The organism is Embleya sp. NPDC020630 (assembly GCF_044334985.1).
Classification (GTDB): Bacteria; Actinomycetota; Actinomycetes; order Streptomycetales; family Streptomycetaceae; genus Embleya.
Window position 1 is genome coordinate 1 of the sequence record NZ_JBIRUB010000007.1, and the last position, 26,775, is coordinate 26,775.

Annotated in this window: 20 protein-coding genes and 1 pseudogene; 11 read left to right on the plus strand and 10 right to left on the minus strand. The window is 71.6% G+C overall.

Annotated features, from left to right (window positions below; all coding sequences use genetic code 11):
- Positions 1 to 1,629 precede the first annotated feature (1,629 nt).
- Entirely contained in the window at positions 1,630 to 2,817 is a 1,188-nt protein-coding gene (locus ACH4XV_RS23835) for a Cmx/CmrA family chloramphenicol efflux MFS transporter (protein ID WP_395792960.1), read from the minus strand.
- Positions 2,818 to 3,203: 386 nt separating this feature from the next.
- Here ACH4XV_RS23835 and argF point away from each other — a divergent pair, with 386 nt between their 5' ends.
- Complete coding sequence (gene argF / locus ACH4XV_RS23840; protein WP_395792962.1) at positions 3,204 to 4,184, plus strand: ornithine carbamoyltransferase; 981 nt, start codon at positions 3,204 to 3,206, stop codon at positions 4,182 to 4,184.
- Between the two features lie 215 nt (positions 4,185 to 4,399).
- Here argF and ACH4XV_RS23845 read toward each other — a convergent pair whose 3' ends face one another.
- The 4 genes from ACH4XV_RS23845 to ACH4XV_RS23860 all read right to left on the minus strand — a co-directional run bounded on the left by ACH4XV_RS23845 (position 4,400) and on the right by ACH4XV_RS23860 (position 10,150).
- Positions 4,400 to 5,251, minus strand: coding sequence for a carbohydrate-binding protein (locus ACH4XV_RS23845; RefSeq protein WP_395792964.1), 852 nt, complete (start codon positions 5,249 to 5,251; stop codon positions 4,400 to 4,402).
- 72 nt (positions 5,252 to 5,323) lie between these two features.
- Positions 5,324 to 6,286, minus strand: coding sequence for an AraC family transcriptional regulator (locus ACH4XV_RS23850; protein WP_395792966.1), 963 nt, complete (start codon positions 6,284 to 6,286; stop codon positions 5,324 to 5,326).
- Between the two features lie 415 nt (positions 6,287 to 6,701).
- Positions 6,702 to 8,834, minus strand: coding sequence for a glycosyl hydrolase family 18 protein (locus ACH4XV_RS23855; RefSeq protein WP_395792968.1), 2,133 nt, complete (start codon positions 8,832 to 8,834; stop codon positions 6,702 to 6,704).
- A gap of 407 nt (positions 8,835 to 9,241) precedes the next feature.
- Positions 9,242 to 10,150, minus strand: coding sequence for a lytic polysaccharide monooxygenase (locus ACH4XV_RS23860; protein ID WP_395792970.1), 909 nt, complete (start codon positions 10,148 to 10,150; stop codon positions 9,242 to 9,244).
- A 677-nt stretch (positions 10,151 to 10,827) separates the two neighbouring features.
- Here ACH4XV_RS23860 and ACH4XV_RS23865 point away from each other — a divergent pair.
- On the plus strand, positions 10,828 to 12,537 hold the full coding sequence (locus ACH4XV_RS23865) for a cellulose binding domain-containing protein (protein ID WP_395792972.1): 1,710 nt from the start codon (positions 10,828 to 10,830) through the stop codon (positions 12,535 to 12,537).
- Between the two features lie 210 nt (positions 12,538 to 12,747).
- On the opposite strand, the gene ACH4XV_RS23870 is transcribed toward ACH4XV_RS23865, so the two are convergent.
- Positions 12,748 to 13,947, minus strand: a complete 1,200-nt coding sequence (locus ACH4XV_RS23870) for an alpha/beta hydrolase family protein (protein WP_395792974.1) — start codon at positions 13,945 to 13,947, stop codon at positions 12,748 to 12,750.
- Between the two features lie 271 nt (positions 13,948 to 14,218).
- Between ACH4XV_RS23870 and ACH4XV_RS23875 the strand changes: the two genes are divergently transcribed.
- Positions 14,219 to 14,707 (plus strand): SRPBCC family protein, encoded by a 489-nt coding sequence (locus ACH4XV_RS23875; RefSeq protein WP_395792976.1) that lies wholly within the window; start codon positions 14,219 to 14,221, stop codon positions 14,705 to 14,707.
- Between the two features lie 19 nt (positions 14,708 to 14,726).
- Here the strand turns inward: ACH4XV_RS23875 and ACH4XV_RS23880 are convergent, their stop codons facing one another.
- Together ACH4XV_RS23880 and ACH4XV_RS23885 are read right to left on the minus strand one after the other, a co-directional pair.
- Positions 14,727 to 15,446: an alpha/beta fold hydrolase gene (locus ACH4XV_RS23880; RefSeq protein WP_395792978.1), complete on the minus strand. Its 720-nt coding sequence runs from the start codon at positions 15,444 to 15,446 to the stop codon at positions 14,727 to 14,729.
- Positions 15,447 to 15,578: 132 nt separating this feature from the next.
- On the minus strand, positions 15,579 to 15,959 hold the full coding sequence (locus tag ACH4XV_RS23885; protein WP_395792980.1) for an ArsR/SmtB family transcription factor: 381 nt from the start codon (positions 15,957 to 15,959) through the stop codon (positions 15,579 to 15,581).
- A 105-nt stretch (positions 15,960 to 16,064) separates the two neighbouring features.
- On the opposite strand from ACH4XV_RS23885, the gene ACH4XV_RS23890 reads away from it, so the two are divergent.
- Positions 16,065 to 16,943, plus strand: coding sequence for an NAD(P)-dependent oxidoreductase (locus tag ACH4XV_RS23890; protein WP_395792982.1), 879 nt, complete (start codon positions 16,065 to 16,067; stop codon positions 16,941 to 16,943).
- Positions 16,944 to 16,983: 40 nt separating this feature from the next.
- On the opposite strand, the gene ACH4XV_RS23895 is transcribed toward ACH4XV_RS23890, so the two are convergent.
- Entirely contained in the window at positions 16,984 to 17,463 is a 480-nt protein-coding gene (locus ACH4XV_RS23895; protein WP_395792984.1) for a DUF6069 family protein, read from the minus strand.
- A gap of 146 nt (positions 17,464 to 17,609) precedes the next feature.
- On the opposite strand from ACH4XV_RS23895, the gene ACH4XV_RS23900 reads away from it, so the two are divergent.
- The 6 genes and pseudogenes from ACH4XV_RS23900 (at position 17,610) to ACH4XV_RS23925 (ending at position 24,393) form a co-directional block, all read left to right on the plus strand.
- Positions 17,610 to 18,116 (plus strand): hypothetical protein, encoded by a 507-nt coding sequence (locus tag ACH4XV_RS23900; RefSeq protein WP_395792986.1) that lies wholly within the window; start codon positions 17,610 to 17,612, stop codon positions 18,114 to 18,116.
- A gap of 496 nt (positions 18,117 to 18,612) precedes the next feature.
- Entirely contained in the window at positions 18,613 to 19,743 is a 1,131-nt protein-coding gene (locus ACH4XV_RS23905; RefSeq protein ID WP_395792988.1) for a sugar ABC transporter substrate-binding protein, read from the plus strand.
- Between the two features lie 99 nt (positions 19,744 to 19,842).
- On the plus strand, positions 19,843 to 20,652 hold the full coding sequence (locus ACH4XV_RS23910; protein ID WP_246126582.1) for an ATP-binding cassette domain-containing protein: 810 nt from the start codon (positions 19,843 to 19,845) through the stop codon (positions 20,650 to 20,652).
- Entirely contained in the window at positions 20,649 to 21,914 is a 1,266-nt protein-coding gene (locus ACH4XV_RS23915) for a sugar ABC transporter permease (RefSeq protein WP_395792990.1), read from the plus strand. The genes ACH4XV_RS23910 and ACH4XV_RS23915 overlap by 4 nt, the downstream gene beginning before the upstream one ends.
- Before the next feature lie 56 nt (positions 21,915 to 21,970).
- Positions 21,971 to 23,152, plus strand: coding sequence for an ROK family protein (locus ACH4XV_RS23920; RefSeq protein ID WP_395792992.1), 1,182 nt, complete (start codon positions 21,971 to 21,973; stop codon positions 23,150 to 23,152).
- Between the two features lie 325 nt (positions 23,153 to 23,477).
- A pseudogene (locus tag ACH4XV_RS23925) lies at positions 23,478 to 24,393 on the plus strand (SDR family oxidoreductase).
- A 41-nt stretch (positions 24,394 to 24,434) separates the two neighbouring features.
- Here the strand turns inward: ACH4XV_RS23925 and ACH4XV_RS23930 are convergent.
- Entirely contained in the window at positions 24,435 to 25,343 is a 909-nt protein-coding gene (locus tag ACH4XV_RS23930) for a zinc-binding dehydrogenase (RefSeq protein WP_395792994.1), read from the minus strand.
- 264 nt (positions 25,344 to 25,607) lie between these two features.
- Here ACH4XV_RS23930 and ACH4XV_RS23935 point away from each other — a divergent pair, with 264 nt between their 5' ends.
- Positions 25,608 to 26,735: a PP2C family protein-serine/threonine phosphatase gene (locus ACH4XV_RS23935; RefSeq protein WP_395792996.1), complete on the plus strand. Its 1,128-nt coding sequence runs from the start codon at positions 25,608 to 25,610 to the stop codon at positions 26,733 to 26,735.
- Positions 26,736 to 26,775 lie beyond the last annotated feature (40 nt).

Here is a 26,775-nt window from a genome sequence, read left to right on the forward strand (position 1 = left end):
CATCGCCGCACATCACCCACACCAAGGTCCCCACCCATGACCTGAACAACGACCACCAGGCCCAGAAGTCACGGCAAACGCAATTGCAGTACTAGCCGCCGAGAGCCAAGTAGGTCACGGTCGGAACATCCCCGGCGGGCGTTGCGCTTGTGGCTGCGGGTGGCCGGTGCGGGGCGGGCCAGAGTCGGTCGTGAGCCGCCGCCGGCGTGCGGGGCTCCGAGGCGGAGGTTTCCCGACGAGACGGGTGCGTTGGTCGGCGAAAAACCGTCCGGCAGCGGCGGGCAGGGTGAGCAGTGCGGTCGGGTCCGCCAGGGGCCTTCCCGAGTGGGCCGGGCGTCCTCGGCGAGCGCTGCGCCTCGGGTTGCGGGTGACCGGTGCGGAGCTGGTCAGAGTCGGTGATGGGCCGCCGCCGGCGTGCGGGGCTCCAAGGCTCGAAGCTTCCGGCGAGGCGCGTGTGTTGGTCGGCGGAAACCGGCCGGCAGCGGCGGGGAGGGAGAATGCTCGGGTCGAGTCTGGCGGGGCGCCTTCCCGAGTGGGCCGGGTGTTTCCGGTGCGCCTTGTGCTTCTGTTGCCGGGTGCCTTCCCGAGTGGGTCGGGGCCTTTTGGGGACGTTGGGGCTGGGTTGGGGTTCGAAACCGGATCTCGGCGGGTGGTTGTGGGCTTGGAGCTTCGGTGATCTGCGGTTTTGCGTGGTCGGGGTGGGAAATCGGGTGTCGAGTGCCGGTTTCGTGTGCCCCGGCCCCCTCAACGCCGGTGTGAAGGCCAAATGGGCCCGATCGCAGCCGACTTCGGGCGCTGCGACCTCGCAGGGGCCTTCGGGGAGACCGAAAGTGCCCAGTGGGTGTCGGAACCGGATTCCGAGGCGGTCGAAACGGCTCCTCTTCGCACTGACCTGCGGTTTTCCCTCGTGCCGAGGCTCCGGCACCCCACGCCGTCCAGGTTTGTGAACCCTCGTCGCCCAAATGCCCACCGCACACCGAAGCCACCTGACCCACTCGGGAAGGCCCCCGGCAGACCGACCCGACTCCTCCCCCTCCCCGCCGCTGCCGGCCGGTCTTCGCCGAGCAACACGCCGGTCTCGTAGGGAGCTTCCGGTCTCGGAGCCCCGCACGCCGGCGGCGGCCCACCACCGACTCTGACCAGCCCCGCACCGGCCCACCGCAACCAAAGGCACAACCCTCGCCGCCACCAGCCAACCCACTCGGAAAGGCGCCCGGCAAGACTCGACCCGAGCACCGGTCCCGCTCCGCCGCTGCCAGCCGGTTCTTGCCGAGCGATGCGGCTGTCTCGTCGGAAACCCTCAGTCTTGGAGCCCCGCACGCCGGCGGCGGCCCACCGCCGACTCAGACCGACCCCGCACCGGGCACCCGCAACCCAAGGCGCAGCGCCCGTCGAGGACACCCGGCCCACTCCGGAAGGCGCCCCGGCAGAGTCGGTCCAACCGCCCTCCCACTGCCCCGCTGTCGGCCGGTTTTCGCCGAGCGACACGCTGCCGCGCCGGGAGCCCCGGGGTCGGAGCCCCGCACGCCGGCCCCGGGCCGGCCACCCGTGACCGCTCGCGGAGGCGCCTCGCTCGCTTGGGGAGGCTTTCGGTGGACTCGGCGCCGATCGCCGGGTGGCCGGGGTGGGTCAGGTGTGTGCCGTGGGCTTGGGGAAGTGGTGGGGCCTGCGTTCGTGGTGGTGGGTTGTTGCTGCCACCGTTAGGGCCAGGAGCATGAGGGCTGCGCTGGTTGCCAAGGGGGCTCGGTAGCCGAGGTTGGCGTTGAGGGTCAGGCCGCCCAGCCAGGGGCCCAGGGTGCCGCCGATGTTGAAGGCGGAGGTGGCCAGGGCGCCGGATAGGCCGGAGGTGTCCTGGGAGAGGCGGAGTACGCGGGCAATCAGGGCCGTGCCGGTCGCGAAGGCGAGCATGCCCTGGATTGCGACCAGGGTGATCGCCGCCCATGGGGTGGCCGCCGTGTACGCGAACAGGGCCCAGCCGACGGCCGAGGCCGCCATCCCCCACCCGATCACCTGGGTCGGTCGTCGGTCGACGATCCGGCCCGCGATGGTTACGCCGACGAACGAGCCGATTCCGAACAGGGCGAGGGCGATCGGGACCCAGCCGTCGGCCAGGCCGGTGACCTCGGTGATCACCGGTTCGAAGTAGGAGAACGCGCAGAAGGTGGCTCCCTGGACGAGGGCCATCACCGACAGGGTCGACAGCAGCGGCCGGGTGAGCAGGGCGCGCAGGTCCCGACGGGTGTTTGCCGACGGGTCCGGCTGCGCCGGTGGTGCGTGGTTCGGGATGGTTCGGGCGATGGCGAGTACGGCAGGCAGCGACACCAGCGCCACCGCCCAGAACGCCGCGCGCCAACCCCACCGGTCGCCCAGGAGCGCGCCGGCCGGTACCCCGACCACGCAGGCGACGGTGACGCCGCCGACCACCACCGAGGTGGCGCGGGCCCGCTGTTCGGGTCGGACCAGGTCGATCGCGGTCACCAGGGCGACCGCCCAGAAGCCGGCGTTGGCCAGTGCGCCGAATACGCGAGTGGCCAGCAGGACCGGGTAGTTCGGGGTGAGCGCGCCCACCACGTGCGCGGCGATGAACACGCACAGGAAGAACAGCAGTGCGCGGCGGCGTGGTTGCCGGCGGCCGACCAGCGCCATCGCGGGCGCTCCCACCACCATCCCGACGGCGAACGCCGAGGTCAGCAGTCCGGCGGTGGGAATGGACACGTGCAGATCGTCGGCGATGCCCGAGAGCAGGCCGGAGAGCATGAACTCCGAGGTGCCCTGGGCAAAGACCGCGAGCCCGAGCACATATACGGCGAATGGCATGACGAAACCCCATGGACGTCCGATGGATTACCTCACGGCTCGACACCGGCGACTCCGGTGGCGGCCATGTCCGAGGACGCCCGCGGCCATTGCGGCCACGCGGCTTCAGCTCATCGACAGGGGATCGGCCACCGGCTCACCGGCGGCCGTCGTCTGTCCGACTCGGGGTTGCTCACGGGGGCGAAGCTATCAGCCCCGCTCACGGCACCTCCACCGGGTTTTCGATCTCACCGGACTCCGAACTCCCCGCGCCGGGCACCGGGCTCCGGGCACCGGGTCGTGGCTGCCGGAAAATGGGCCGCCGTTTTCGACCTCGGTCATGCATGATGATGCTGCATCAGGAATATTCATGCACCTTCATCGAGCCATCGAATCGAGGTCATCCCATGGGGCTTTCCGCCCTCAAGGGCCGCAACCTGCTCTCGCTCCTGGACGTGAGCGCCGCAGAGATCGGTGAGTTGCTGGATCGGGCCGGGGATCTGAAGGAGCGGGCCGCGTTCGGGGAGCGGGTGCCGGTGTTGGCGGGGCGCAATATCGCGTTGATATTTCTCAAGCCCTCGTGCCGCACTCGCGTCTCGTTCGTCGTCGCGGCGACGCAGTCCGGGGCGCATCCGGAGGTCTTCGGTCGCGAGGACATCCGATTCGGGATCAAGGAGTCCGTGCGCGATATCGCCCGGGTGTTCGGGCGGGTCTTCGACGGGGTGATGTTCCGCGGCTTCGAGCATACGACCGTCGCCGAGTTCGCCGCGCACGCGGGGGTGCCGGTGTGGAACGGGCTGTGCGACACCTACCATCCGACCCAGGTGCTCGCCGACCTGCTCACGCTGCGGGAGAACTTCGGCGAACTCCGCGGCCTGCCCGTCACATTCGTCGGCGACGGCCGCAACAACGTGGCCCGTACCCTGGCGGTCGCCGCCGTCAAGCTCGGCCTCGACCTGCGCGTCCTGGCCCCGGAGCCGCTGCACCCCGACCCCGCGTCGATCGCCGAACTGCTCGCCGGGGCGGAGTCGTCGGGGGCCGCGATCACCGTCACCGCATCGCCGGGAGAGGCGCTGGCCGGCTCGGCCGCGGTGTACGGCGACGTGTGGGTGTCCATGGGCGAGGAGGAGACCGACCGTCGTATCGAGCTGCTGCGCGACCTGAAGGTCACGCCCGAGCTGATGGCCCGCACCGGCCGCGCCGACACCGTCTACCTGCACTGCCTGCCCGCGTTCCACGACCTGGAGACCGAGACCGCGCGGGCCCGTCCCGACCTCCGCGAGGTGGCGGACGAGGTCTTCGAGGGCCCGCGCAGCCGGGTGTTCGACCAGTCGGAAAACCGCATGCACACCGCCAAGGCCCTGATGCAACTCACCATCGCGGGCTGAACGCTCGCGCCCCCAAGGAGTCCGCACCGATCGAACCGGCCCGACCGATCGAAACGACCCGACCGGGCCGACCGGGCCGAGCGGCCCGGCCGTTCCCAACCACGCGGGCCCCACGATTCGCGCGGTCGCGCCCGAGGACGGCGCCCACGAACGCGGGCCCCGGCGGGTGGCACCGCCGGGGCCCGTGATCGACTCGCCTCCCCCGGCGATGTCGATCAGATCCGCTGCCAAAGAGCCGGCACGTTCGGCGGCTCCCATCCCGAAATTGCCGTATGCCCCTGCAGGCAGCGGTAGTTCTGACCGCCGTAGGACACCGTGGCGCCGGCGGCGTAGTTGGTGCCCGCCCGCCAGGTGCCGCCCGGCGGGTTCGTCGGCGGCTCGCTCGTAGGCGGCTCGCTCGTCGGCGGCTGGCTCGTCGGGGGGACCCCGGCGATGTTGAGGACGAAGTCGAAGGTCGCCTCCTTGCCGGGGTTGCCGTTGCGTACGTTCATCAACAGCCGCGCGTCGAAGATCGTGTCGGTGTTGTTGCGCGGCTCGCCCGGGAAGTAGGTCTGCGTGGTCAGGATCCCCCGGTTGGGCGCCTGGACCTTCACGTGCAGGTGCCGGGTGCGGCCCGGGTACAGACCCGGTACCACCGTGGTCAGCTTGTACGCGCCCTGCGCGTTGGTGAACTGGTGGCCGCGGAAGGTGTATCCGACGTTGTCGTACTCGCCGTTGGTGTCCGCCTGCCAAAAGTCGAGCAGCACGTTGGGCAGTGGCTGACACGCGCGGTTGAACACGAAGCCCGACACCACCAGTGGGGTACCGGCGCCGGTGAGCACCGACCGCTCCGGGGAGTTGGGCTTGAAGTACGGTCCTTCGGTCTGGTCGATGGTGGGCGCGTCGCCGTCGTGGCAGAACGGCGTCGGGGCCAACGGCCCGCCGCTGCCTCGCTGCGCCCGGGCCAGCGCGGGCACGCCGCCGATCAGCAGCGGCAGCGGAGCGGCGATCAGCGCCGCCTTGAGCAGATTCTTGCGGGTGATGCCGCGCGCGGCGGGCTCGTCCTGATCGGTGATCTCGGGGTCCATGTCGACTCCTCGGCGAGGGGACGGGCGGGCAAGGTCGACGAATCGATCCGCCCGCTCGCGATTGGTCTGAACCTATGCTCGCCAGTTGCGGGCGTCGATGGACAAAGCACGGCTCTCGTGGTGCTTCGCGTTGATCTCGCGGCGGTACTCCCCCGGGGTGCTCCCGGTCTCCCGACGAAAGAACCGGCAGAAGTACGCGGGGTCCGCGAAACCCACCCTGTCCGCGACTTGACGCACTGTCAGATCACTGCCGGCGAGCAGCCGCTTGGCCTCCACCACCTGCGCCTCGCGGATGATCCGGCCGGGGGTGCGCCCGGTGGCGGTCTTCACCGCGTGGTTGAGATGGCCCACCGAGACACCGAGGCGGTCGGCGTACGCACCGACCGTACGCTCGACCGGATCCGGGTCCGGCGGGCCGTCCAGGAGCCGGGCGAAGCGCTGGGCGAGGGCCGCGGTCGGCCCCGGATCGGGCTGTCCCGGATCCGATCGCCCCGCATCCCGCCGGGAGTCGGGGCCGTCCCATATCGCCAGTCGGGCCGCACGCAGGATCAGCACATGCAGATACGCCTGGAGCACCGGGATGAATCCCACGCCCTGTTCGGCGTATTCGCGGCGCAACTCGGCCACCACGCCGAGCAGTCCGGGCGCCGCCTCCGGCGTGGGCCGCAGCCGCGCGCAGCCGGCCAGGTCGCGGACGGTGTCCCGGTCCTCGGGGTGGGCGAACAGGAAGTCGTCGTTGAACAACACGACCCAGCCGGTCAGGTCCTGCATGCGATGCCAGAAGTGCACCTGGCCGGGGGCGATGAAGAACAACTGCGGCGGAGACACCGACCGGGGCACCAGATCCAATACATGGGTACCACGACCGCCGGTGACGATGGCGATCTCGTAGAAGGTGTGCCGGTGCGGGAAATCGGCCCGGGACAGCGGGCCGATGCTGTCGAACGAGCCGACGGCGAACGGCAGGACGCTCGGCGCGGGCACCTCGAGGCGGTGCAGCGGAACCGCCGGGCGGAGCTGGGTGGACGCGGTCATCGGCGCCTCCCGGCGCCGGTGCGGCGGGTTGGTCGCGGGTGGGTGTTGCGTGCCATGTCGGCCCCCTGGCGGTTCTCGGACGATGCGGCCGGCGCTCGATCAGCGCTTCAGGTTAGGCCGTTCCGAGACGACTGCCGGGCGGGTCCCGCGCAACGGCACGAACTGGCAAACCAAACCGTGCGCGACCTGCCACGACGGCCGGCCGGGAAGGGTTCGCGCCCCCGACCGGACCGGCACCACCGCCGCCGGGTGAACGGCCCCGCCTCGCCCGCGATCCGCGCCCGGCAGACGGCAACCGGGCGCCGGCTCGCGGTGGGGTCGCGAGCCGGCGTCCGGGCTTCGGGGGCGATCGCAGCGGTGTCGGGGGGTCCCGTGCATCCGGCGGGATGCGCGGGGCCGCCCCGGCACCATGGCCTCAGCTGATCGCGAAGTCGTCGCCGTAGACCGAGCCCTGCCCGTACCAGCCGTGCAGGTAGACCGTCACGCTGCCGGACGCGCCCACCGTGAACGGCACGGTCAGCTTGGCCCACGTGGTCCCGGGCGAGGCCCAGGTACTGGCCGTCGCGCCCCCGCTCACGCCCAGGTAGGCGTAGTTGCCGCGAACCCAAGCGGTGAGGGTGTGGGTCGAGTTGGGGGCGAGTTGCAGGGTCTGCTTGCATTCCCCGGTCTGCGCCGCGCCGGCCGCGACCTCCAGGGCGTGTGTGCCGCCGTGGGTGGGCGTGGAGACCACCGCCCCGCCGGGTTGGCAGGTCCACGGAGCGAGCGAGCCGCTTTCCAGGTCGGCGTTGAGCAGGCCGCCGGAGGAGCCGTTGACGGTGAGCGTGTACACCGCGCTGTGCGTGGCCGACGGGCTGGTGCCGGTGACGGTGATCGGATAGGTGCCGGGGAGCAGGGCCGCGGTGGTGGAGATGTTCAGCGTCGCGGATCCGCCCGTGGTGACCGAGGCCGGGGTGATCGTGGCGTTGAGGCCGTTTCCGGTGCCGGACACCGTCAGGGCGATGGTTTCCGCCGCGCCGGCGGCGATCGTGGTGGTGAGTGTCGACGAGGTGCTGCCGCCCTGCGTGACGCTGCCCGACGCGGGACCGGCAGACAGGGTGAAGTCGTTGGTGACCGGCCCGGAGGTGACGGTCAGCGAGTAGGTCGCGCTGTGCGTCGCGGACGCGCCGACGCCGGTGACGGTGAGCGGATAGGTGCCGGGGGTCGCCGTCGCGGAGGCGCTGACGTTCAGCGTCGCGGATCCGCCCGCGGTGACCGTACTCGGGGTGACGGACACGTTCACCCCGCTGGGGGCGCCGGTCACGGTGAGCGCGACGTTTTGCGCGTTGCCCTGGGTGACCGCGGTGGTGATCGTCGACGACGTGGTGCCGCCGAGCGCGACCGAGCCGGTGGTCGGGTTCAGGCTGAGCGCGAAGTCGTTGGTGACCGGTCCTCCGCCGCCGGTGAACGGCGCGAAGGTGTGCGTGAACTGCCATTGCTCCTGCGGGATTCCGGAGCAGTTGTCCTGCGCCGTACCCCCCGGGCAGGAGCCGTTGTCGCGCTGGAGGGCCCACATCGACAGGGTGCTGATTCCCTGCGTCTTGGCCCAGTCGACGACGGTGACCGCATCGGCCGTGGTGAACGTCTCGGCGGCGCCGAAGTCGTCCACGCCGGGCATCACGGTGACGCCGACCATGGCCCACAGTTCGGCCTGGGTCTTGTTCGGGTACAGCTGGGCGAGTTGGTTCTTCAGGCCGGTCGCGGCGCTCTTCGCGTCGTTGGCCATCTGGTGCGGCTGGTTGTCGTAGTAGTCGAACGTCATGATGTTGACGACGTCGACCTTGGTGCCGTTGCTCACCGCGTTCCGCAGCACCGCCAGGCCGCTGTCGGCCAGGCCCGAGGTCGTGGTCGGCAGGGTGTACTGGATCTGCAGCGAGCGGTTGTTGCTCGCCGCCCACGCCTGGACCTGCTTGAGCGCCTTGTTGCGGCGGTCGATGCCGGCCGTGTTGGTCAGCGAGTTGTCCTCGATGTCGAGGCAGATGCGGCTGATGTCGTAGGTGGAGATCACGTTCTCGATCGCCGTCGCGATGGAGTTGACGTTGGTGCAACTGTCCGCGATCTCGGTGCCGGTGTTGTCCGCGGTGTAGCCGCCGAACGACGGGATCACGTCGCCGCCGGCCGCGCGGATCCTGGCGATGTCCGCGCCGAACGTGGACTGGGCGATGGGCATTCCGGTGTCGCCGTTCCAGTACGGCGTACACGAGCCCTTGCTCGGGGTCTGGATGAAGGCCATGGTCAGGTACTTCGCGCCGGACTGGGCGGACAGCGTCGCCGGGTTCTCCCCCGTCCACGCCTCGAAGTACGGCGCGAACACGCGGGTGGGCAGCGGTGTGGCGGCCTGCGCGCCCGCCTGTCCGGCCGTGGCGGGCGCCGCTGCCGCCGCCTGCGTGGTGGTCGGCGTGGTTTCCGCGGCGGCATTCGCGGCGCCGCCCGAGGTCAGCACGAGGCCCAGCGACGCGGCGGCGGTGGCCACCACGGTCGCCAGGGTGCGGAGCGGACTTGGTCGTCGCATGGGTACTCCCGCTTTCTGAGGACGAGAAAGGGACTTGCGGAGCACGTGCGGGGCGGGACGGTGGGTGCGGGGTCGGCGCGGAGGGGTGGAGCCGCGGGAGGACCGTCCGGAGGAGACGGGCTTTTCGATCGGGCGTCGCGCGGTCGGGACGGGCCACGCGGGGTGGTTCGGGCCGGCGCGGTGGGGACGGCCGCGCCGGCGGATCGGGTGGAGGGATCGGGTGGTGCGGAGGGCCCGGCCCCGGGATCGGGCCGGTGCGAGGAGGGTGCCGGCCCCCCGGGGACGTGGGGGGCGGCGCGGCGGGCGTGGTTTGGCCCACCTCCGGCCCGGCGGCGGTCGTCGGGTTGGTCGGGCCCGACGACTTCGTCCGGACCGGAGGTGGCATCTGTGGGGTGCCGGGCGCGGGTTCAGCGCCGGGCGCGGGCCTCCCGACGCCGGTTGGTCAGCACGACGGCGCCCCCGCCGACGATGATCAACGCACCCGCGCCGGCCGCGCCGACCGTGGCCGCGCGCGGCACGCCCGCCGGGCCCTGGTCCGGCACGGCCGCGGCCACCGGGGCCTCGTGGATGCTCTCGTGGGTACGCCCGGCAGGTTCGATGTACGGCGCGCCGGTCTCGTGCGCGAGCGGCGCGGTCGCCGCCGTCACCCGCTCGGCGGCAACCGGTGCGGCGGCGGCGCCGAAGACCACGTCCGAGCAGGAGTAGAACGCCTCGGGGCTGTCGGAGCGTTGGTAGATCACATAGACCAGGTGGCGCCCGGTCTTGCCCTGCGGCATCCGGCCGTTCATCACGAACGAGCCGTTGTCCAGCGGCGGATCGGTCTGGGTCAAAAACGGCGTGGCCTCCAGGTCGGACCAACGCAGCGGCACGGTGGGGTCGTAGCCGTCGCGGGTCACGAAGAACTGGAACGTGCCGCGGTGCGGGGAGGTGGCCCGGAACAGGAAGTTGAAGGTGCTGCCGGGGGAGACCGCGGTCGCGGGCCAGTCGGCGCGCGCCTGGTCGAAGCCCTTGTACTTGTCCCGCCCGGCGCTGCACAACTTGCCGTCGGGGATCAGCTGGTGGTGCCGACCGGCGACGTCCGCGAGGTTGACCTCGTTCCAGTCGTACACCGGCTGCGTGCCGCCGATGGCCACCGCGGCCTTGCACGCGGCGGACGTCGGGTTCTCCGGGTTCTCGGCGCGACACGTGCCGGTACGGCTGAGCGGGTTGCTGAGTGTGCCGTGCGCCTGTGCGGTTCCGGTGGCCAGCGCGGCGATCGTCAAGGGTGCCAGGCAGCAGGCCGCGGCGAATGCCGCGACCCTGCGGGGAGACTTCATGAAGCCCTCCGGGTAAGGGAGTTGCCGATTGCGGGGGACGCACGAAGACCGCATGGACGTCATACGGGAGCCCTCGAACGCGGGTGGGACGGTCGGCGCGGTTGGAACCTGTCGGCACTGGTGGGACGGTCGGCGCGGGTGGGGCGGGGATCCGAGGTGGCCGCGACGGATCCCGGTATTCCGGCGTACGGGTGCCGCCGCCTGCGGTCCGACGGGACAGGTATAGACCAATGACTGCGGCGCTACACAGATTCGTCGTGCTCGTCCGGTCGCGCAAGAGCGCGGAGCGGGTCTTTCCGATTCGATCGTGCCGACGAGGGTTCATTACTCCCCAACCGGAGCGTTGCAAAAGCCCGCGAAAAGTCGGTCCGGCCTGCGCGACCTTGTTTCTGACGGTGTGTCATATGTGTGGTCATTGTGCCGAGGAAAAATTTTCCGCGATCCGCAGCGGCCTTGCCAATACTTGCCGGGCGCGCCGAGAAAGTGCCCGCGACCCTATGGACGAGACCCGGGTTGGTATAGACCATTGCACCAGACACATCTCGAAGCGCAGTACGATCCGGCACACCGCCCGGCCGCGAGCGGTGGAGTGCGCCAACCGGCGGCGCACGCACGGCCGATCGCGCACCACCCTCGTCCCCCGACTCGTGTCCCAGACGTGTCCAGGAGCCGGCTCGATGAAGCCTGAGTCCCCCGCCCCGTCCCCCTCCCCGCGCCGCGATCCCCGGTCCGGCGCCTCCCGGCCCGGCAACTCCCGCTTCCCCAGGTCCCATTCCACATCCACCGGACCGGCTCGGCGCCGGCTGCGCGCACTCGCCCGCGCCGTCGCCGTCACCGTTCTCGCCCCCCTCGCGTTGGTGGTCCTGCCCGCCGGCGCCGCACACGCCGCCTCCCCCGAGGCGACGTTCGCCAAGGCGTCCGACTGGGGCTCCGGCTTCACCGGGCAGTACACCGTCCGCAACCAGGGCACCGGAACGCTCACCGGTTGGAAGGTCGAGTTCGACCTGCCCGCCGGCACCACGATCGGCTCCTACTGGGACGCGCTGCAAAGCGGTTCCGGCAGCGGCGGCCACTACGTGTTCACCAACCGCGAGTACAACGGCACCCTCGCACCGGGTGCCTCGACCACGTTCGGCTTCCTCGGCGCCGGGCCCGGAACCCCCACCGGCTGCAAGCTCAACGGCAATCCGTGTACCGGACCGGCCACGCCGGACACCACCGCGCCGAGCACACCGACGAACCTGCGGGTATCCGCCGCTGGTTCCTCGTCGCTGACCCTGGCCTGGACCGCGTCCACCGACAACGACCGGGTCACCGGCTATGACGTGTACGTCGACGGCGTCGCCCGCGCCGGCACGGCCGACCCCGGCGCGACGCTGACCGGACTCACCCCGGACACCGCGTACCGGATCAAGGTCCGGGCGAAGGACGCCTCGGGCAACGTGTCCCCGTTCACCCCCGAGTTGATCGGCACCACCACGACGGGCGGCGGCAATCCGCCCGCGGGCTCCGTGCGCAGCGTCCCGTACATCGACATCACCGCGCCCACCCCGACCCTGACCGACGTGGCCGCGGCCACCGGCCAGAAGTTGTTCACGCTCGCCTTCGTTCTGGGCAGCAACAGTGGTTGCGACCCCAAGTGGGGTGGCACGATCGCCCTCGACGAGCCGCGAATCCTCAACCAGATCGCGGCGCTTCGCGCCCAGGGCGGCGACATCGTGGTCGCCTTCGGCGGCGCGGCCGGCCCCTACCTGGAGGCGTCCTGCGGCAGCGCCGACGCGCTCGCCGCCGCGTACACCAAGGTGATCGACACGCTGGGCGCCAAGCACCTCGACATCGACATCGAGGCGTCCATCCCGCTCGACACGATGAACAAGGCGCTGGCGAAGGTGCAGCGGGATCGGCCGGCCACCACGGTGAGCTTCACGCTGATGGTCCAGGGCGACGACTACGGTCTGACCCCGGCACTGGGCGTGGACCTGCTGAAGAACGCGCGGGACAACGGGGTTCGGGTCGACATCGTCAACCCGATGGCGATGGAGTTCGGCACGTCGCGCCCGGTGTGGGGCGACGCGGTGATCGCCGCCGCGGAATCGACGCTGCGTCAGATGAAGGAGATCTGGCCCGCCAAGTCCGACGCCGAACTCCGGGGCATGCTCGCGGTCACGCCGATGATCGGCCGCAACTTCAACGGCAAGATCTTCGTCCAGTCGGACGCGACCAAGCTGGTCTCCTGGGCCAACACCAACCACATCGGCCGACTGGCGTTCTGGTCGGTGGGCCGCGACAACGGCTCCTGCCCGGGTGGCGGGGTCTCCGCGACGTGCAGCAGCATCAGCCAGTCGCCCTACGAATTCACCAATCTCTTCAAGGGTTTCACCGGCTGAGCCCCCTTCGGGATCCGTCCGGATCCCACCCGAGGAAAAACCCGTGCCCGGCATCGATCGACCCCCTTTCGGTCGATGCCTCCCGAGCCCGGCGGCGACCACGCGACGCCGCCGGGCCTTCCTCGTTCACGAGTCATGGGTCACGGGTCATGGGTCACGGAGTCATGGGTCACGGGTCGCGGGTCGCGCGTCGTCCGTCGGGGTCGCCGGTCAAGGGTTGTTGAACCGGATCTCCGGGTTCGCCGCAGTCGGGCCGTCGAGCAGCGGTCGGGGCAGGTGCCTCAGGTGGCGGTCGACGAAGGCGGCAAGGTAGGCACGGGTCAGCTCCAGCCCCCGCGCACCCGGCAGGGTCGTCGCCGATCCGCCGCCGGGCAGGCCGAGTCGGTCCAGGAAGACGGGAAAGTCGCTGAAGCTGAAGTGGGTGGCGTTCGCCACCGTCAACCACCGCTTCCAGCCGTCCAGTCGGGTCCACGCCTGGTCCCAGCTCGGGTCGTCGCCGCCCGGCCGATGGGTCTCGTCGTCGGTGCCGAAGAGCAGGAACGGTCGTTTGCCCAGGCCGGTTTCGGGCACGGCGGAGTGGAAGGCGCCGTCCATGTTCACGCCCGCCCGGATCCGGGGGTCGCCGGCCATCGCCGCCGCCGCGCCCGCGCCGCCGATCGAGTGGCCCGCCGCGCCGATGCGGTGCCGGTCGATGAGGTCGGCGTACCGCCAGGCCGGGTCGGCCCCGGTGAGGCGATCCACCACGAACGACATGTCCCGACCCCGGCCGGAGGTGGCCGCGACCAGGTCCTCCTCGGTGCGCACCTTCGTACAGGCCGCGCAGGTGAGCATCCGGCCGCCGGGGAACGCGGTGCCCACCGACTCGTACGCGTGGTCGATCGCGGCCACCACATAGCCCCGACTCGCCAGATCCTCGGCGAGGCCGGTGAGGGTGAACACGGAATAGCCGAATCCCGGGGAGAGCACCACCAGCGGATACCGGCCGGGCGCGGGGCGGGCGTCGGCCCGCACGTCGGTGGCGGTCGTGCTCAACACCTCCGCGGGGAACACGTCCCCCATCCCGATGTCGGCCAACATCAGCCGCGCCTCGTCGACCGTGGCGTACCGCGTGGGTGTGCCGGTTCCGCGACGGGCGGGGTAGTACATCCCGACCATCAGTTCACGCGCCCCCGCCTCGGGCACCCACGGATCGGCCCGACTCGGGTCGACCAGGTGGAGGGATTGCCGGCCGACCCCGTAGGGCCCGGTCGGGTGCGGCAACGAGGTACGCGGTCCGCCCGGCACGGGATCGGCGGCGAGCACCGTCCGCGCGGGCGGGGGCGAGGCGGCGACGGGCAGGGCCGCCGCGATCGGCAGCACCAACGCGAGCGCCGGTGGCAGCAGTCTGCGGAGCAGTGAGAATGCGGGCATACCCCGAACACTGGCCGCCGCCCCGCTCCGGCGCATCACCCTTCGGTCGCAGTCGGTGACCGCGCTCGTCTACATCCTGAGGCGTGTCCGTCCCCCCGCGGTTCGATCGGCCGATCGGACCACTCCCGGGTGGTTCGGCGGAGTGCTTCGGCGTGGCGCGGGAGCAGGGTGCCGGGGTCGCGGGGGGCGCCGGCGGATAGTGGAACGCAGGCGATCCCCGGGCATCCGGTCACGTCCGCGACCGATGCCGCCCCACCTGGGAGAAGGCTCCGTGTCCGACACGCAGTTCGACTACGTCATCTACATCCGCGCCACCCCCGAGGTGTTGTGGCGCGCACTCACCGAACGGGCCGAGATCGAGCGCTGGTTCGACGGCTCCGGGCCGGAGTCGGACTGGGCCGTCGGCTCGACCGTACGCTGGTCGATGTCGCCCCGGATGGCCCCGCGCGACGCCGGTCAGGTGGTCCTGGAGGCCGAGCCGCCACATCGGCTGGCGTACACCTGGCACAACTACGAACCCGAGATCGCCGAGATGTTCGGGTGGAGCGCCGAGCAGTTGGCCGAGCGTCGACGGGAGCCGGTGTCCAAGGTCGCGTTCGACCTGGTCCCGGTCGGCGAGGCGGTGGCACTGCGCGTCCTGCACGACGGGTTCGCGCCCGGCTCGGAGATGTTGGCGAGCATTCGGGAGGGGTGGCCGATGATCCTGTCCAACCTCAAGACGGTGCTGGAGACGGACGAGCCGCTGCGGTTCGGCGCGTAGCGCGGCGGCGTTTCGGGGCTCAGCGCGCCGGGCGGCGGGCGTCCGGGGCGGCGAGGAAGGATCGGACCACCTCGGTGAACGCGTGCGGTTCGGCGGCGTGCACCAGGTGGCCGACCGGGATGGTGACGACGCGCACGTCGGGGAGGCGACGGCTCCATTCGGCGATGCGCTCCTGGGGGATGTGGCTGCCCGATCCGCCGCCGACGACGAGGGTGGGGGCGGTGATCAGGCCGAGGCGATCCCCCCAGGCGGGGTCGGGGCTGTCGATCTGCTTGCGGATGGCGATCACCATGTCCCAGTCGAAGCCGAGTTCGCCCTCCGGCCGCGTTGGCGCGACGGCCTCGCGCGGCACCGGGACGGAGACGTCCTCCAGGACCAAGCGCCTGACCCGGTCCGGGTGTTCCTGGGCGAAGAGGTAGGCCACGATGCCGCCCATCGAATGGCCGATCAGGTCCACGCGAGCCAGGCCCAGCGCGTCCAGGCAGCCGAGGAGGTCGTCTCGCATGAGTTCGAGCGAGTAGCTGCCGGGCCGGTCGCTGCGCCCGTGTCCGCGCAGTTCGACGACGTACACCCGCCAGGTGTCGGCCAGGCTGCGAGCTATCCGATCCCAGTCCGCGGCGTCCTCCCCGAGCGCGTGCAACAACACGATCGGCGGAGCCGCGGGATCCCCCCAAGCCTCATGAACCAGCCGCACCCCGTCGACCTCGACCACGCCGACCACACCACTCGATTCACCCATATTCGGACCATACCGAGGACCCACACACCAACGGAACAGCCCACGGGACGCGAAGCGCGAGGCGGGCGCGAAGCGGGCCGGCGCGGCGGTGTCGAGGGGCTGGGGTTTGTGGAGGCCGGGGCTGGGCCGTGATCAGGGCTGGGGGTTTGGCTCGGTGGGACCGGCAGGTGTGGGGTCTTCAGGTGCGGGGCTGGTGGGGGTTATGCCTTCGAGGTGGAGGAGGTTGGGTAGGAGGCCTGGGAAGCGGGCGTTGAATTCTTCTGCGCGCAGGCGCAGGGTCATGCCCGTGCCGGTGTTGCGCTGGACGATCAGGCCGGCTTCCCGCAGCACCTTCCAGTGGTACGAGCGGGTGGACTTCGAGCCGGGTACGGACAGCGCCGTGCACGGCAGTTCGCGATCCGGGTCGGCGGCCAGCGTGACCACCACGCCGCGCCGGTGGTCGTCGGACAACGCGGCGAAGACCGCACTCAGCGCCACCTCGTCGAGTGACGGGTGGGGCATCTGAACAGCCATCCCGAATCCCACTCCTCGGTCCGATCCCGGTTGCCGGCGTATGCCGTCGGTGTCTACGGTACCGGGGTACGAAGATTTTCGAACCACCCCACGGGGAGTGCACTCATGACGAACACCCGTCCGACCGTCGCCGTGCTGGGCATCGGCATCATCGGTGCCGCCCTCGCCCGCAATCTGGCGCGCGCCGGGTTCGCCGTCCGGGCCTGGAACCGCAGTCCGGAGAAGGCGGCGGCGCTGGTCGCCGACGGGGTGACCGCGGCCGAGACCCCGGCCGACGCGGTCACCGGCGCCGACTTCGTGCTCACCGCGCTCAACGACGGCCCACGCGTGCTCGACGCGATGCGCGCGGCGGTCCCGGGCCTGCGCAAGGGCACGACGTGGGTGCAGGTCAGCACGGTCGGCGTGGACGCGTTCGACGAGCTGGCCGCATTCGCCCGCGCCCAGGGCCTGTTCCTGGTGGACGCCCCCGTCCAGGGCACCCGCGGACCGGCCGAGCAGGGGAAGCTGGTGATCCTTGCGGCCGGCGAGCCGGGGATTCGGGACCGGGTGCAGCCGCTGTTCGACACGATCGGACAGCGCACCATGTGGGTGGGCGAGGACGGTACGTCCGGCACCGCGAGCCGGCTCAAGCTCGTCCTGAACACCTGGGTCCTGGCGCTGACCCACGGCGTGGGCGAGACCCTGGCCCTGGCCAAGGGCCTGGATGTGGACCCGAAGCTGGTCTTCGACGCGATCTCCGGCGGCCCGCTGGACAACCAGTACTTCCACCTCAAGGGCGGCGCCATCCTCGCGAACGAGTACACCCCGTCCTTCACCGTGGACAACGCGGAGAAGGACGCCCGACTGGTCCTGCAGGCCGCCGAGCACGCGGGCATCCGCGTGGACGTCGTCGCGGCCGGCGCCGAACGCCTCCACCGCGCCTCCGAACAGGGCCACGGCGACAAGGACATGGCAGCCGCGTATCTCGCCTCGTTCGAGGACTGACGGCCACGCCACACCCCGGGCGCCGCCGCCCCCACCGGGTTCAGGCTCGGGGGGCGCGGTCGGCGTCCGCCAGGCGGCGGGTGACGGTCGGGACGACCACGGCCGCGGCCACCAGGTGGGCGCCGCACAACATGAGCTTGGTCGAGATCGCGGTGTCGCCGGCCAGGATCGGGCTGATCATGGACAGCGCGGTCAGGGCGACGGTGGTGCGCAGGTACGTCCGCGCCGGACGGGCCGCTCGGCGCGCGATCAGCACGGCGAGCAGCGTGCCGACGCTCATGGCCACCGCAACGCCCATGGCGAACATCCCCACGGTGATCGGCTCCGCCGTCGCCGCGCCGACGTTCCCGGCTCGCATCGGCGTACCGAGCCCACGCGCGATCAGCCCGTACACCTCGGTGGCGACGGCCGCGACAGCCCCGGCGGCCACGCTGACCAGCCACACCGGCCGGGTCGAGACGAAAGTCGGGGTCGGGGTCGAACGGTCGTGGGCGGCGGGGCGGCTGACGGTCTGGGCCATGGCGATCTCCTCGGGTGGTCGTTTCGTTGTCGTCACCGGGGAGTCGGAGCCGCCCTCGGTTTCTCGACGCCCCGCGCACAAACTTCTCCGCGCGGCGTCGAGGCGACCCGAACCCCCGTCTCCCGTACGGGCGTAGGGTCGGTGCCATGGGCGAGCTGGTGGGATTCGCGATGGTCGCCGGCAGCCTTGCCGCCGCGGTGGGTGTGTGCCTGTGGCTCGCCGCCCGCGTACGCCGCAGGGGCACCGGCGGCGCGGCCATTCGCGCCGCCATGTCCGCCTATGACGAGGCGCTGCACGGAACGGCGAACGACGCCTACGCGGAGATCCAGGTCCAGGCGCGGCGCAAGCTGCCGGTGCGGTCGCCCGACGACCCCTGGCGCTCGTCCCGATTCGACCCCACCCGGCGAAACGACGACCCCACCGCGCCGCCGCCCCGGGCCCGCGCCCGCCGCACGGCGGCGCGCGGTCGGCTCCGGCGGTTGTGGTCGAGGCGCACTCCGGCGGAACGGAACCCGGGCGGGACACTCCGACGGGTGACCGCCGAGGCGACGAGCCCGCGAGCCGGTCGCCGGTTCACCGCACGATCGCCGCGCGCAAGCCGGTCCGGCCCGCGTACGCCGATCTTCGGACCCGCGACGATCCCGGTCGGGTAGTTCGTCCCGGCCCTTCTCGGCGTAACGCCGTCGCCCTTCGCACGACACCATCCACGCCCCTTCGCCGGGCACTTCGCCACCCGCCGCCGGCCCGCGCACGGTAGCCCCGGCCCGACCGGGCGATCCCCGCCGCCCCGACACCGCCGACCAACCGGTCCTGCCGGCCACGGAGCCGCCCCACACCACATCACCGCGCCCGCATGCCCTCACCGCCGGCGCCGCGAAAAGTTGCCTCACCCGCCCGAATGCCCAGGCCGGGGCCTACGAACGCGCCCTCTGCCTCCCTAAGTTGTGGCTTGGAACTTAATTTCCTCCCACGTGAGGTCTGGCGGACACCCCGCGCGGCTATTACGTTGTCGCCCACAACATTTACGGCGCGGTCGCCGCCGGACTGTCGACCGCTCACCCCTGCGCACAACTCCGCACGCCGCACCACCCCGTGACGCCATCACGTCCCCCCGCCGGCCCCACCGGCGCGTGCCCGAAGGGATCCACCATGCGCAAGAGGTTCCTCGTGTCCGTCTCCGCCTGTGTGCTGGTCGCCGCCGGCACCCTGTCCGCCTGTTCGGACACCTCCGGCTCCGGGTCCGGGTCCTCCGGTGCCCCCGGCGCGTCCGGTGCCTCCGGCGGCAACGGCAAGAAGGCGAAGATCGGCGTGATCCTCCCGGACAGCAAGACCTCGGGTCGCTGGGAGACCAACGACCGCAAGTACCTGACCGAGGCGTTCAAGGCCGCCGGCGTCGACTACGACATCCAAAACGCCCAGGGCGACAAGTCCCAGTTCCAGACCCTCGCCGACCAGATGATCACCAACGGCGCCACCGTCCTGATCATCGTCAACCTGGACAGCGGCACCGGAAAGGCCGTACTGGACAAGGCGAAATCGCAGGGTGTGGCGACCATCGACTACGACCGACTGACCCTCGGTGGCAGCGCCCAGTACTACGTCAGCTTCGACAACGTGAAGGTCGGCACGCTGATGGGCCAGGGCATCGAAAAGTGCCTGTCCGCCGCCGGCGCGCAAAAGCCCACCATCGCGATGCTCAACGGCTCGGCCACCGACAACAACGCGACGCTGCTCAAGCAGGGCTACGACGGGGTGCTCAAGCCGAAGTTCGACTCCGGCGAGTACGTGAAGGGCCCGGACCAGGCCGTCCCGGACTGGAACAACACCGAGGGCGCCAACATGTTCGAGCAGATGCTCACCCAGTCGCCGAACATCTCCGGCGTGGTGGCCGCCAACGACGGCCTGGGCAACGCGGCGATCTCGATCCTGAAGAAGCAGAAGCTCAACGGCCGGGTCCCGGTCACCGGGCAGGACGCGGAGACCACCGCGCTGCAGAACATCCTGGTCGGCGACCAGTGCATGACCGTCTACAAGGCGATCAAGAAGGAGGCCGACGCGGTCTCCGGCCTGGCCGTGGCGCTGGCCAAGGGCCAAAAGCCCAGCGTGCCCGCCACCGTGCGCGACCCCGAGGGCAAGCGCGACGTGCCGTCCGTACTCCTGGAGCCGCTGGCGATCTACAAGGAGAACGTCAAGGACGTCGTCGCCGACGGCTACGTCACCAAGGACACCCTGTGCACCGGCGCCTACGCCGCCAAGTGCACCGAGTTCGGCATCAACTGACCGTTCGGGCCCCGCGATCGTGCCGGAACCGACACCCACGAGGGTCGGTTCCGGTCGGCGCGTCCCACCCCTGCCGCCCCCAAGCGAGGAGCCCGCATCGTGGCCCTGTCCCCCACCCCCGCCCCGCCGCCCGCGAGCAATCCGGTGCTCGAACTGCGCGGCGTCAACAAGAGCTTCGGCGCCGTCCACGTGCTGCGCGACGTCGACCTGTCCGTGTACGAGGGCCAGGTGACCGCGCTCGTCGGCGACAACGGCGCGGGCAAGTCGACCCTGGTCAAGTGCATCGGCGGGATCCACACCGCCGACTCCGGCGAATACTTCTTCGACGGTGCGCCCGTCACCGTGCACAGCCCGCGCGACGCGTCCGACCTGGGCGTCGAGATCGTCTACCAGGACCTCGCCCTGTGCGACAACCTCGACATCGTGCAGAACATGTTCCTCGGTCGGGAACGCCGTCGCGGCTGGGTGCTCGACGAGGACAGCATGGAGCAGATCGCCGAGGAGACCCTGGCCGGCCTGTCCGTGCGTACCGTCTCCTCGATCCGCCAGCGCGTCTCCAGCCTCTCCGGCGGTCAACGCCAGACCGTGGCCATCGCCAAGGCGGTGTTGTGGAACAGCAAGGTCGTGGTGCTGGACGAACCCACCGCCGCGCTGGGCGTGTCGCAGACCGCGCAGGTGCTCGAACTGGTCCGCCGGCTCGCCGACAACGGCCTCGCCGTCGTACTCATCTCGCACAACATGAACGACGTGTTCGCGGTCGCCGACCGGATCGCGGTGCTCTACCTGGGCCGTACCGCCGCCCAGGTCAACGCGGGTGAGATCACCCATTCCCAGATCGTCGAACTCATCACGTCGGGACAGACCGAGGCATTCGGTCCCGGTGCCGGTCGAAACGGAGTGAACCGATGACGAGCAGCGCCCTGCCTCTCGCCGACGGCAACAGCGGAACCGGTGCCCCCGAATCGCCGGTGGTCGCGCACGTGAAGGACTACCTCGCCCGGCTGCGCGGCGGCGACACCGGCGCGATGCCCGCGGTGCTCGGCCTGGTCGTGCTGTGCACGGTATTCGCCATCATGCGCCCCAAGTTCCTCAGCGCGGGCAACTTCGCCAACCTGTTCACCCAGGGCGCCGCGGTCACCGTGATCGCGATGGGACTGATCTTCGTCCTGGTCCTCGGCGAGATCGACCTGTCCGCGGGCTTCGCCAGCGGGGTGTGCGCGGCGGTGCTCGCCGTGCTGCTCACCGAACACGACTGGCCCTGGTACGCCGCCGTGCTCGCCGCGCTGGTCGTGGGCATGGTGATCGGCCTGGTCCTGGGTGTACTGGTGGCCAAGGTCGGCATCCCGTCCTTCGTGGTCACCCTCGGCGCGTTCCTGGCCTTCCAGGGTGTCTCGCTGCTGCTGGTCAAGGGCGGCACCAACGTGCCGGTGCGCGACTCGACCATCCTGGCCATCTCCAACCGCAACCTCGCCCCGATCGTCGGCTGGCTGCTGGCCGCCGCCGCGATCGCCGGGTACGGGGTGGTGCACGTGCGCCGCAACCGCAGCCGGGCGCGCCGCGGGCTGAGCGCCGAGCCGATCGTGATCACCGGCCTGCGGATCGGCGTGCTCGCCGTGCTGGTCGGCCTCGCCGTGTACGTGCTCAACCAGGAGCGCAGCCGCAACACGGTGATCTCCTCGCTACGCGGTGTGCCGATCGTGGTGCCGGTCCTGGTGATCCTGCTCCTGGTCGGCACGTTCGTGCTGCGCCGCACCCCGTACGGGCTGAGCCTGTACGCGGTCGGCGGCAACCGCGAGGCGGCCCGGCGGGCCGGGATCAATGTGGACCGGGTGCGCATCTCGGCGTTCGTGATCTGTTCCACGATGGCCGCGATCGGCGGCATCGTCGCCGCCTCCCGGGCCAACTCGGTCGACTCCAACACCGGCGGCAGCAACGTGCTGTTGTATGCCGTGGGCGCCGCGGTGATCGGCGGCACCAGCCTGTTCGGCGGCAAGGGACGGGTGCTGGACGCCGTGCTCGGCGGCGCGGTGGTCGCGGTGATCGACAACGGCATGGGGCTCATGGGGTACAGCGCCGGCGTCAAGTACGTTGTGACCGGCGTCGTGCTGCTCCTCGCCGCCGGGGTCGACGCCCTGTCGCGGCGGCGGGCCGAAGCCGCCGGGCTGCGGTGACGCCGCCCTCCCCCTCGATCGACGCCACGGATGAGAAAGGCAGGGTCCGCAGCCCGATGCGCGCAGCGCCCACCCAGGAGGACATCCGCAGGCAGAACCTGGGGGCGCTGCTGCGCCACGTGCACGTGCTCGGCCCCACCTCCCGGGCCCGGTTGACCGCCGGCATGGGCCTGAACCGCAGCACGATCGGCGCGCTGACCACGGAACTCGCGGCGGCCGGGCTGATCGTCGAGGAGGCGCCGCGCGACACCTCCGGCGGCGGGCGGGGCCGGCCCTCGCTCGTGGTCCGGGCCCAGCAGCGGGTGTACGTGTACGCCTTCACCATCGGCGTGGACCGGCTGGTGGCGGCCCGGGTCGGGCTCGGCGGGGTGATCCTGGATCGCCGCGAACTCCAGCGCCCGGGCAGCGGGTTCTCGCCGAAGGAGGTGGCCGAGGCGCTCGGCGGGTTCGTCGCGCAGATGCGGCTGAGCGCGCCGCACGACGGGGTGTGCGTGGGTGCGGGCGTAGCGGTGTGCGCGATGGTGCGCGGCTCGGACGGCACGATTCCCGAGGGGCCGACCCAGGACTGGCGCAACGAACCGCTGGGGGAGCGGCTTTCGACCGCGATCGGGATGGTGGTCATGGTCGGCAACGACGCCGACCTGGGAGTGGTCGCCGAGCACACCCGGGGTGCGGCGGTGGGCTGCGACGACGTGATCTACCTGCACGGCGACGTGTGCATCGGCGGCGGCATCCTGTCCGCCGGGCGACCGGTGGCCGGCGGCGACGGGTACGCGGGCGAGGTCGGACACATGGTGGTCAATCCGGACGGCCGGCCGTGTCGGTGCGGGGCGCGCGGGTGCTGGGAGGCCGAGATCGGCGAGTTCGCGCTCACCCGTGGCACCGCGAAGCACACGATCGGCGGTCTGGCGGACGCGGCGGCGCGCGGCGACCACGACGCGGAGGAGGGGATGCGCCGGGTCGGCGACTGGCTCGGCCTGGGCGTGGCCAACCTGGTCAACATCCTCAACCCGCAGATGGTGGTGTTCGGCGGCACGCTGCGCGAGGTGTACCTGGCCACCGCCGCGCAGGTGCGCAGTCGGCTCAACCGCACCAGCCTGTCGGTCACCCGCGAACACCTCAAACTGCGCACGGCGGCCCTGGGCGACGACGCCCCGCTGTACGGCGCCGCCGAACTGGCTTTCGCCCGCCTGCTGGACAACCCCCTGGAGTCGGGGCTGGCGCCGGCGGCGGGATAGGCGGGACGGGCGGTCGGCAGAGGGACGGGCGGTCGGCGGCGCGCCCACGATCGGGTGGACTCGGCGCGTCGAATCCGCCGTCCGGGTGACCTTTCGGGTCGCCCGGCGTGGCGCGCCCTGTTTCATGGTCCTCGTGCGGGCCGCCGAGTCCGGAGGGTGCATCGCGCCCGAGCATCCCCCGGACCCGGCGGCCGGCACCCGAAGCCCCCGACGCCCCACCGGCGTTCGGCTCCGGCGCCGCGCCCGTCCCGACGCGGGTTCGCCGCATCCGATCCCGGGCAGCGGCCGACGGGGCAGCGATCCACGAGCAACACCGGGAGCCGGCATGGCCACGAGCACCCTCCGCGATCGGGTCGCCCTGGTCGCCGGAGCCACCCGAGGCGCCGGACGCGGCGTCGCGGTCGAACTCGGCGCGGCCGGCGCGACTGTGTACGTCACCGGCCGCAGCACCCGCGGTCAACGCTCCGAGTACGACCGCCCGGAGACCATCGAGGACACCGCCGACCTGGTCACCGCCGCCGGCGGCCACGGCATCGCGGTACCCACCGACCACCTGGAGCCGGCGCGGGTCCGGGCGCTGATCGAGCGCATCGACGCCGAGCAGGGCCGCCTCGACGTGCTGGTCAACGACATCTGGGGCGGCGAGAAGTTGTTCGCCTGGGACACCCCGATGTGGGAACACGACCTGGACGACGGGCTGCGGATCCTGCGCCTCGCCGTGGACACGCACGCGATCACCAGCCATTACGCCCTGCCGCTGCTGCTGCGCGACCCCGGCGGCCTGGTGGTGGAGATGACCGACGGCACCAACGAGTACAACCGCGCCAACTACCGGGTGTCCTTCTTCTACGACCTGGCCAAGTCGGCGGTGTTGCGGATGGCCTTCGCGCTCGGCCACGAACTCGGCCCGCGCGGCGCCACCGCCGTCGCCCTCACTCCGGGGTGGCTGCGCTCGGAGATGATGCTCGACGCGTACAAGGTGACCGAGGCGAACTGGCGCGACGCCCTGAAGGTGCACACACTTCGGCATCTCCGAGTCTGCGGCGTACGTGGGCCGGGCCGTGGCGGCGTTGGCCGCCGACCCCGACGTGGCCCGCTGGAACGGGCAGTCCCTCTCCAGCGGGCAACTCGCCGGCGTCTACGGCTTCACCGACACGGACGGCAGCCGTCCCGACGCCTGGCGCTACCTGGTCGAGGTCCAGGACCGCGACCTCCCCGCCGACCAGACCGGTTACCGCTGAGCCGTCGCCCGGACGCCGGCGCACCCGACCCACGCCCGGACTCAGCTCACGGTGAGTACCGCCTTGCCCCGGATCCGCCGGCCGAGCAGCAGCGCCGTGGCCTCGCCGATCCTGCTCCAATCCGCCTGCCAGTCGACGGGGGCGTGCAGTCGCCCGTCGGCGACCAGGCGCACCACATGGGCCAGATCCGCCGCCGAGTCGCCGCCGCGCTTGAAGCCGACGATCGAGGTCTCGGGTCCGATCAGATCGTAGGACGAGAAGTCCGCCCGCTCACCGGACGCGGCGCCGACGGCGATCACCCGACCGCCCGGCGCCAGGTGTCGCAGCAGCCCGGTCAGCAGCGGTCCGCCGACGTTGTCCACCACCACGTCCAGCGGGGCGTCGAGGTCGGCGGGATCGGTGAGCACCCGCTCCGCGCCGTACTCCGCCAACCCCTTGCCCCGCTCGGGCCCGCCGACGAAGGCGGTCACCCGTGCGCCCGCGAGATGTGCCAGCTGTACCGCGAACGTCCCGACCCCGCCCGACGCCCCGGTCACCCCGACCCGGGTGCCCGGGCCCACCTCGCCCCGGCGCAGCGCCCGCAAGGCGGTGACCGCCGCCACCGGCAGCGTCGCGGCCTGCTCGAACCCGACCCCGTCCGGCAGCACGGCGAGTTCGTCCACGTGTACCGCACGCAACTCCGCCCACCCGGACCGCCAGTCGAAGGTGACCACCCGCTCACCCACCCGCGGCCCACGCCCGGATTCGGCGGCCCGCTCCACCACACCGGCCGCGTCCCACCCGGGAATCGTGCCGTCCGGGGTGTCCCCGTCCACCTTGGGCAACTCGCCGAAGTTCAACGAGATCGCGGCGACACGCACCAGCACCTCGTCGGGCCCGGGCACGGGATCGGCCACGGTCCCGAGTTCGAGCCGCCCGGGCACACCATGATTCACGACGACAGCACGCATGAAACACACTCCCATCATTGGAACCCACCTGCCGTCGAACCCCAACTCGCCCACCTCCACAGGCATTCCGCCACAGTCGGGGACGGTCGCGTGGTCCGCGACGGCGCTGTGGCCCCGGACGGCCGTCCACCGTGTGGCGTAGCTGGCGGTGGGGTGGACCGGGAAAGGGTTCCGAGGGGCATCGGCTCCCGGCGGTCGACCGACGACCGATCCACTCCGGGTGACCCGCGTGGTACCCGCCCGACGCAGGACGGTGCCCAGCCGATGAGCGAAGCCGCGGTGGTCGAGGCGGAGCGAGGGCGGGCGCTGCGGCAGTTGATCCCGCTGCTTCCGGCGCTGCTCTACATCACCATCGTGGCCGTCGACTTCGGCACACCGGACGAGTTCCGGACCGACACGATGTTGTGCCTGGTGCCGATGACCGCGTCCGCGCTGATCCCGGTGGGTCCGACCGTGGTGTACGCGATCCTCGCCACGGTGACGTTCCTGGTCCTGGACCCGTGGCTGGCGCCGGTGGGGTACGAACACGACTGGGCCGGGTTCGTGGTGGTCGTGCTGGGCGGGGCGATCGCGGTGACGACGGTGTGGCTCCGGACCCGATTGCAGGACCGGGTCTCGCGCCTGGGCAACGTGGTCGAACACGTCCAGCGCGCACTGCTGCCGCCGGTGCCGCCGGTGGTGGGCGGGGTCCGGGTCGAGCGCGGCTATCTGGCCGCCGAACGGGACGCGGAGGTCGGCGGCGACGTGTACGACGTGGTGGACACCCCGCATGGGACACGCGCGTTCATCGCCGACGTGCAGGGCAAGGGGCTGACCGCAGTGGGCGCGAGCGCGGCACTGGTCGGCACGTTCGACGAGGCGGCCCACGCCGAGCCGGACCTGTGGCGGGTCGGACGGCGCATGGGCGCGGGGTTGGAGCGCTTCGGCCGCAACCAGGTGCTGCTCGGCGAACCGGATACGGACTGGTTCGCCACCGCGCTGATCGTCTGCTTCGACGGGGACGGCCGGGTCGAGCTGACCAACCACGGGCACGAGGCGCCGGCGGTGATCGGCCCGTCCGGGGTGCGCTGGTTGCAGGTGCCGCCGGAGTTGCCGCTGGGTCTGGCCGGACTGGCGCCGGCCGAGGGCCGGGGGCCGACGTACCGGTTCCGGATGACCCCCGACGAGTCGTTGTTGCTGTACACCGACGGCACCACAGAGGCGCGGGACGCCGCCGGCCGGTTCTTCCCGCTGCGCGACTGGGTCGCCCTGCACGCGGACCCGAACCGGTCCGCGGCCGAGTTGTTGGCCGATCTGCAACAGGCGCTGCTCGCGCACGTGGGCGGGCGGCTCACCGACGACGCGGCGCTGATGGTGCTGCGCCCGGTGGCCCCGGAGCCGGCGGGGCCGTAGGGGTGGCGCCCCCTCGGACGCCGCCTACCTGGCCGGGACC

What these genes read in the sequence shown, in the direction of transcription:
- ACH4XV_RS23835 (WP_395792960.1), bottom strand. Translation starts at nt 2,817, where the DNA reads ATGCCATTCGCCGTATATGTGCTCGGGCTCGCGGTCTTTGCCCAGGGC.
- argF (WP_395792962.1), top strand. Translation starts at nt 3,204, where the DNA reads ATGGGGCTTTCCGCCCTCAAGGGCCGCAACCTGCTCTCGCTCCTGGAC.
- ACH4XV_RS23845 (WP_395792964.1), bottom strand. Translation starts at nt 5,251, where the DNA reads ATGGACCCCGAGATCACCGATCAGGACGAGCCCGCCGCGCGCGGCATC.
- ACH4XV_RS23850 (WP_395792966.1), bottom strand. Translation starts at nt 6,286, where the DNA reads ATGACCGCGTCCACCCAGCTCCGCCCGGCGGTTCCGCTGCACCGCCTC.
- ACH4XV_RS23855 (WP_395792968.1), bottom strand. Translation starts at nt 8,834, where the DNA reads ATGCGACGACCAAGTCCGCTCCGCACCCTGGCGACCGTGGTGGCCACC.
- ACH4XV_RS23860 (WP_395792970.1), bottom strand. Translation starts at nt 10,150, where the DNA reads ATGAAGTCTCCCCGCAGGGTCGCGGCATTCGCCGCGGCCTGCTGCCTG.
- ACH4XV_RS23865 (WP_395792972.1), top strand. Translation starts at nt 10,828, where the DNA reads ATGAAGCCTGAGTCCCCCGCCCCGTCCCCCTCCCCGCGCCGCGATCCC.
- ACH4XV_RS23870 (WP_395792974.1), bottom strand. Translation starts at nt 13,947, where the DNA reads ATGCCCGCATTCTCACTGCTCCGCAGACTGCTGCCACCGGCGCTCGCG.
- ACH4XV_RS23880 (WP_395792978.1), bottom strand. Translation starts at nt 15,446, where the DNA reads ATGGGTGAATCGAGTGGTGTGGTCGGCGTGGTCGAGGTCGACGGGGTG.
- ACH4XV_RS23885 (WP_395792980.1), bottom strand. Translation starts at nt 15,959, where the DNA reads ATGGCTGTTCAGATGCCCCACCCGTCACTCGACGAGGTGGCGCTGAGT.
- ACH4XV_RS23890 (WP_395792982.1), top strand. Translation starts at nt 16,065, where the DNA reads ATGACGAACACCCGTCCGACCGTCGCCGTGCTGGGCATCGGCATCATC.
- ACH4XV_RS23895 (WP_395792984.1), bottom strand. Translation starts at nt 17,463, where the DNA reads ATGGCCCAGACCGTCAGCCGCCCCGCCGCCCACGACCGTTCGACCCCG.
- ACH4XV_RS23900 (WP_395792986.1), top strand. Translation starts at nt 17,610, where the DNA reads ATGGGCGAGCTGGTGGGATTCGCGATGGTCGCCGGCAGCCTTGCCGCC.
- ACH4XV_RS23905 (WP_395792988.1), top strand. Translation starts at nt 18,613, where the DNA reads ATGCGCAAGAGGTTCCTCGTGTCCGTCTCCGCCTGTGTGCTGGTCGCC.
- ACH4XV_RS23915 (WP_395792990.1), top strand. Translation starts at nt 20,649, where the DNA reads ATGACGAGCAGCGCCCTGCCTCTCGCCGACGGCAACAGCGGAACCGGT.
- ACH4XV_RS23920 (WP_395792992.1), top strand. Translation starts at nt 21,971, where the DNA reads ATGCGCGCAGCGCCCACCCAGGAGGACATCCGCAGGCAGAACCTGGGG.
- ACH4XV_RS23930 (WP_395792994.1), bottom strand. Translation starts at nt 25,343, where the DNA reads ATGCGTGCTGTCGTCGTGAATCATGGTGTGCCCGGGCGGCTCGAACTC.
- ACH4XV_RS23935 (WP_395792996.1), top strand. Translation starts at nt 25,608, where the DNA reads ATGAGCGAAGCCGCGGTGGTCGAGGCGGAGCGAGGGCGGGCGCTGCGG.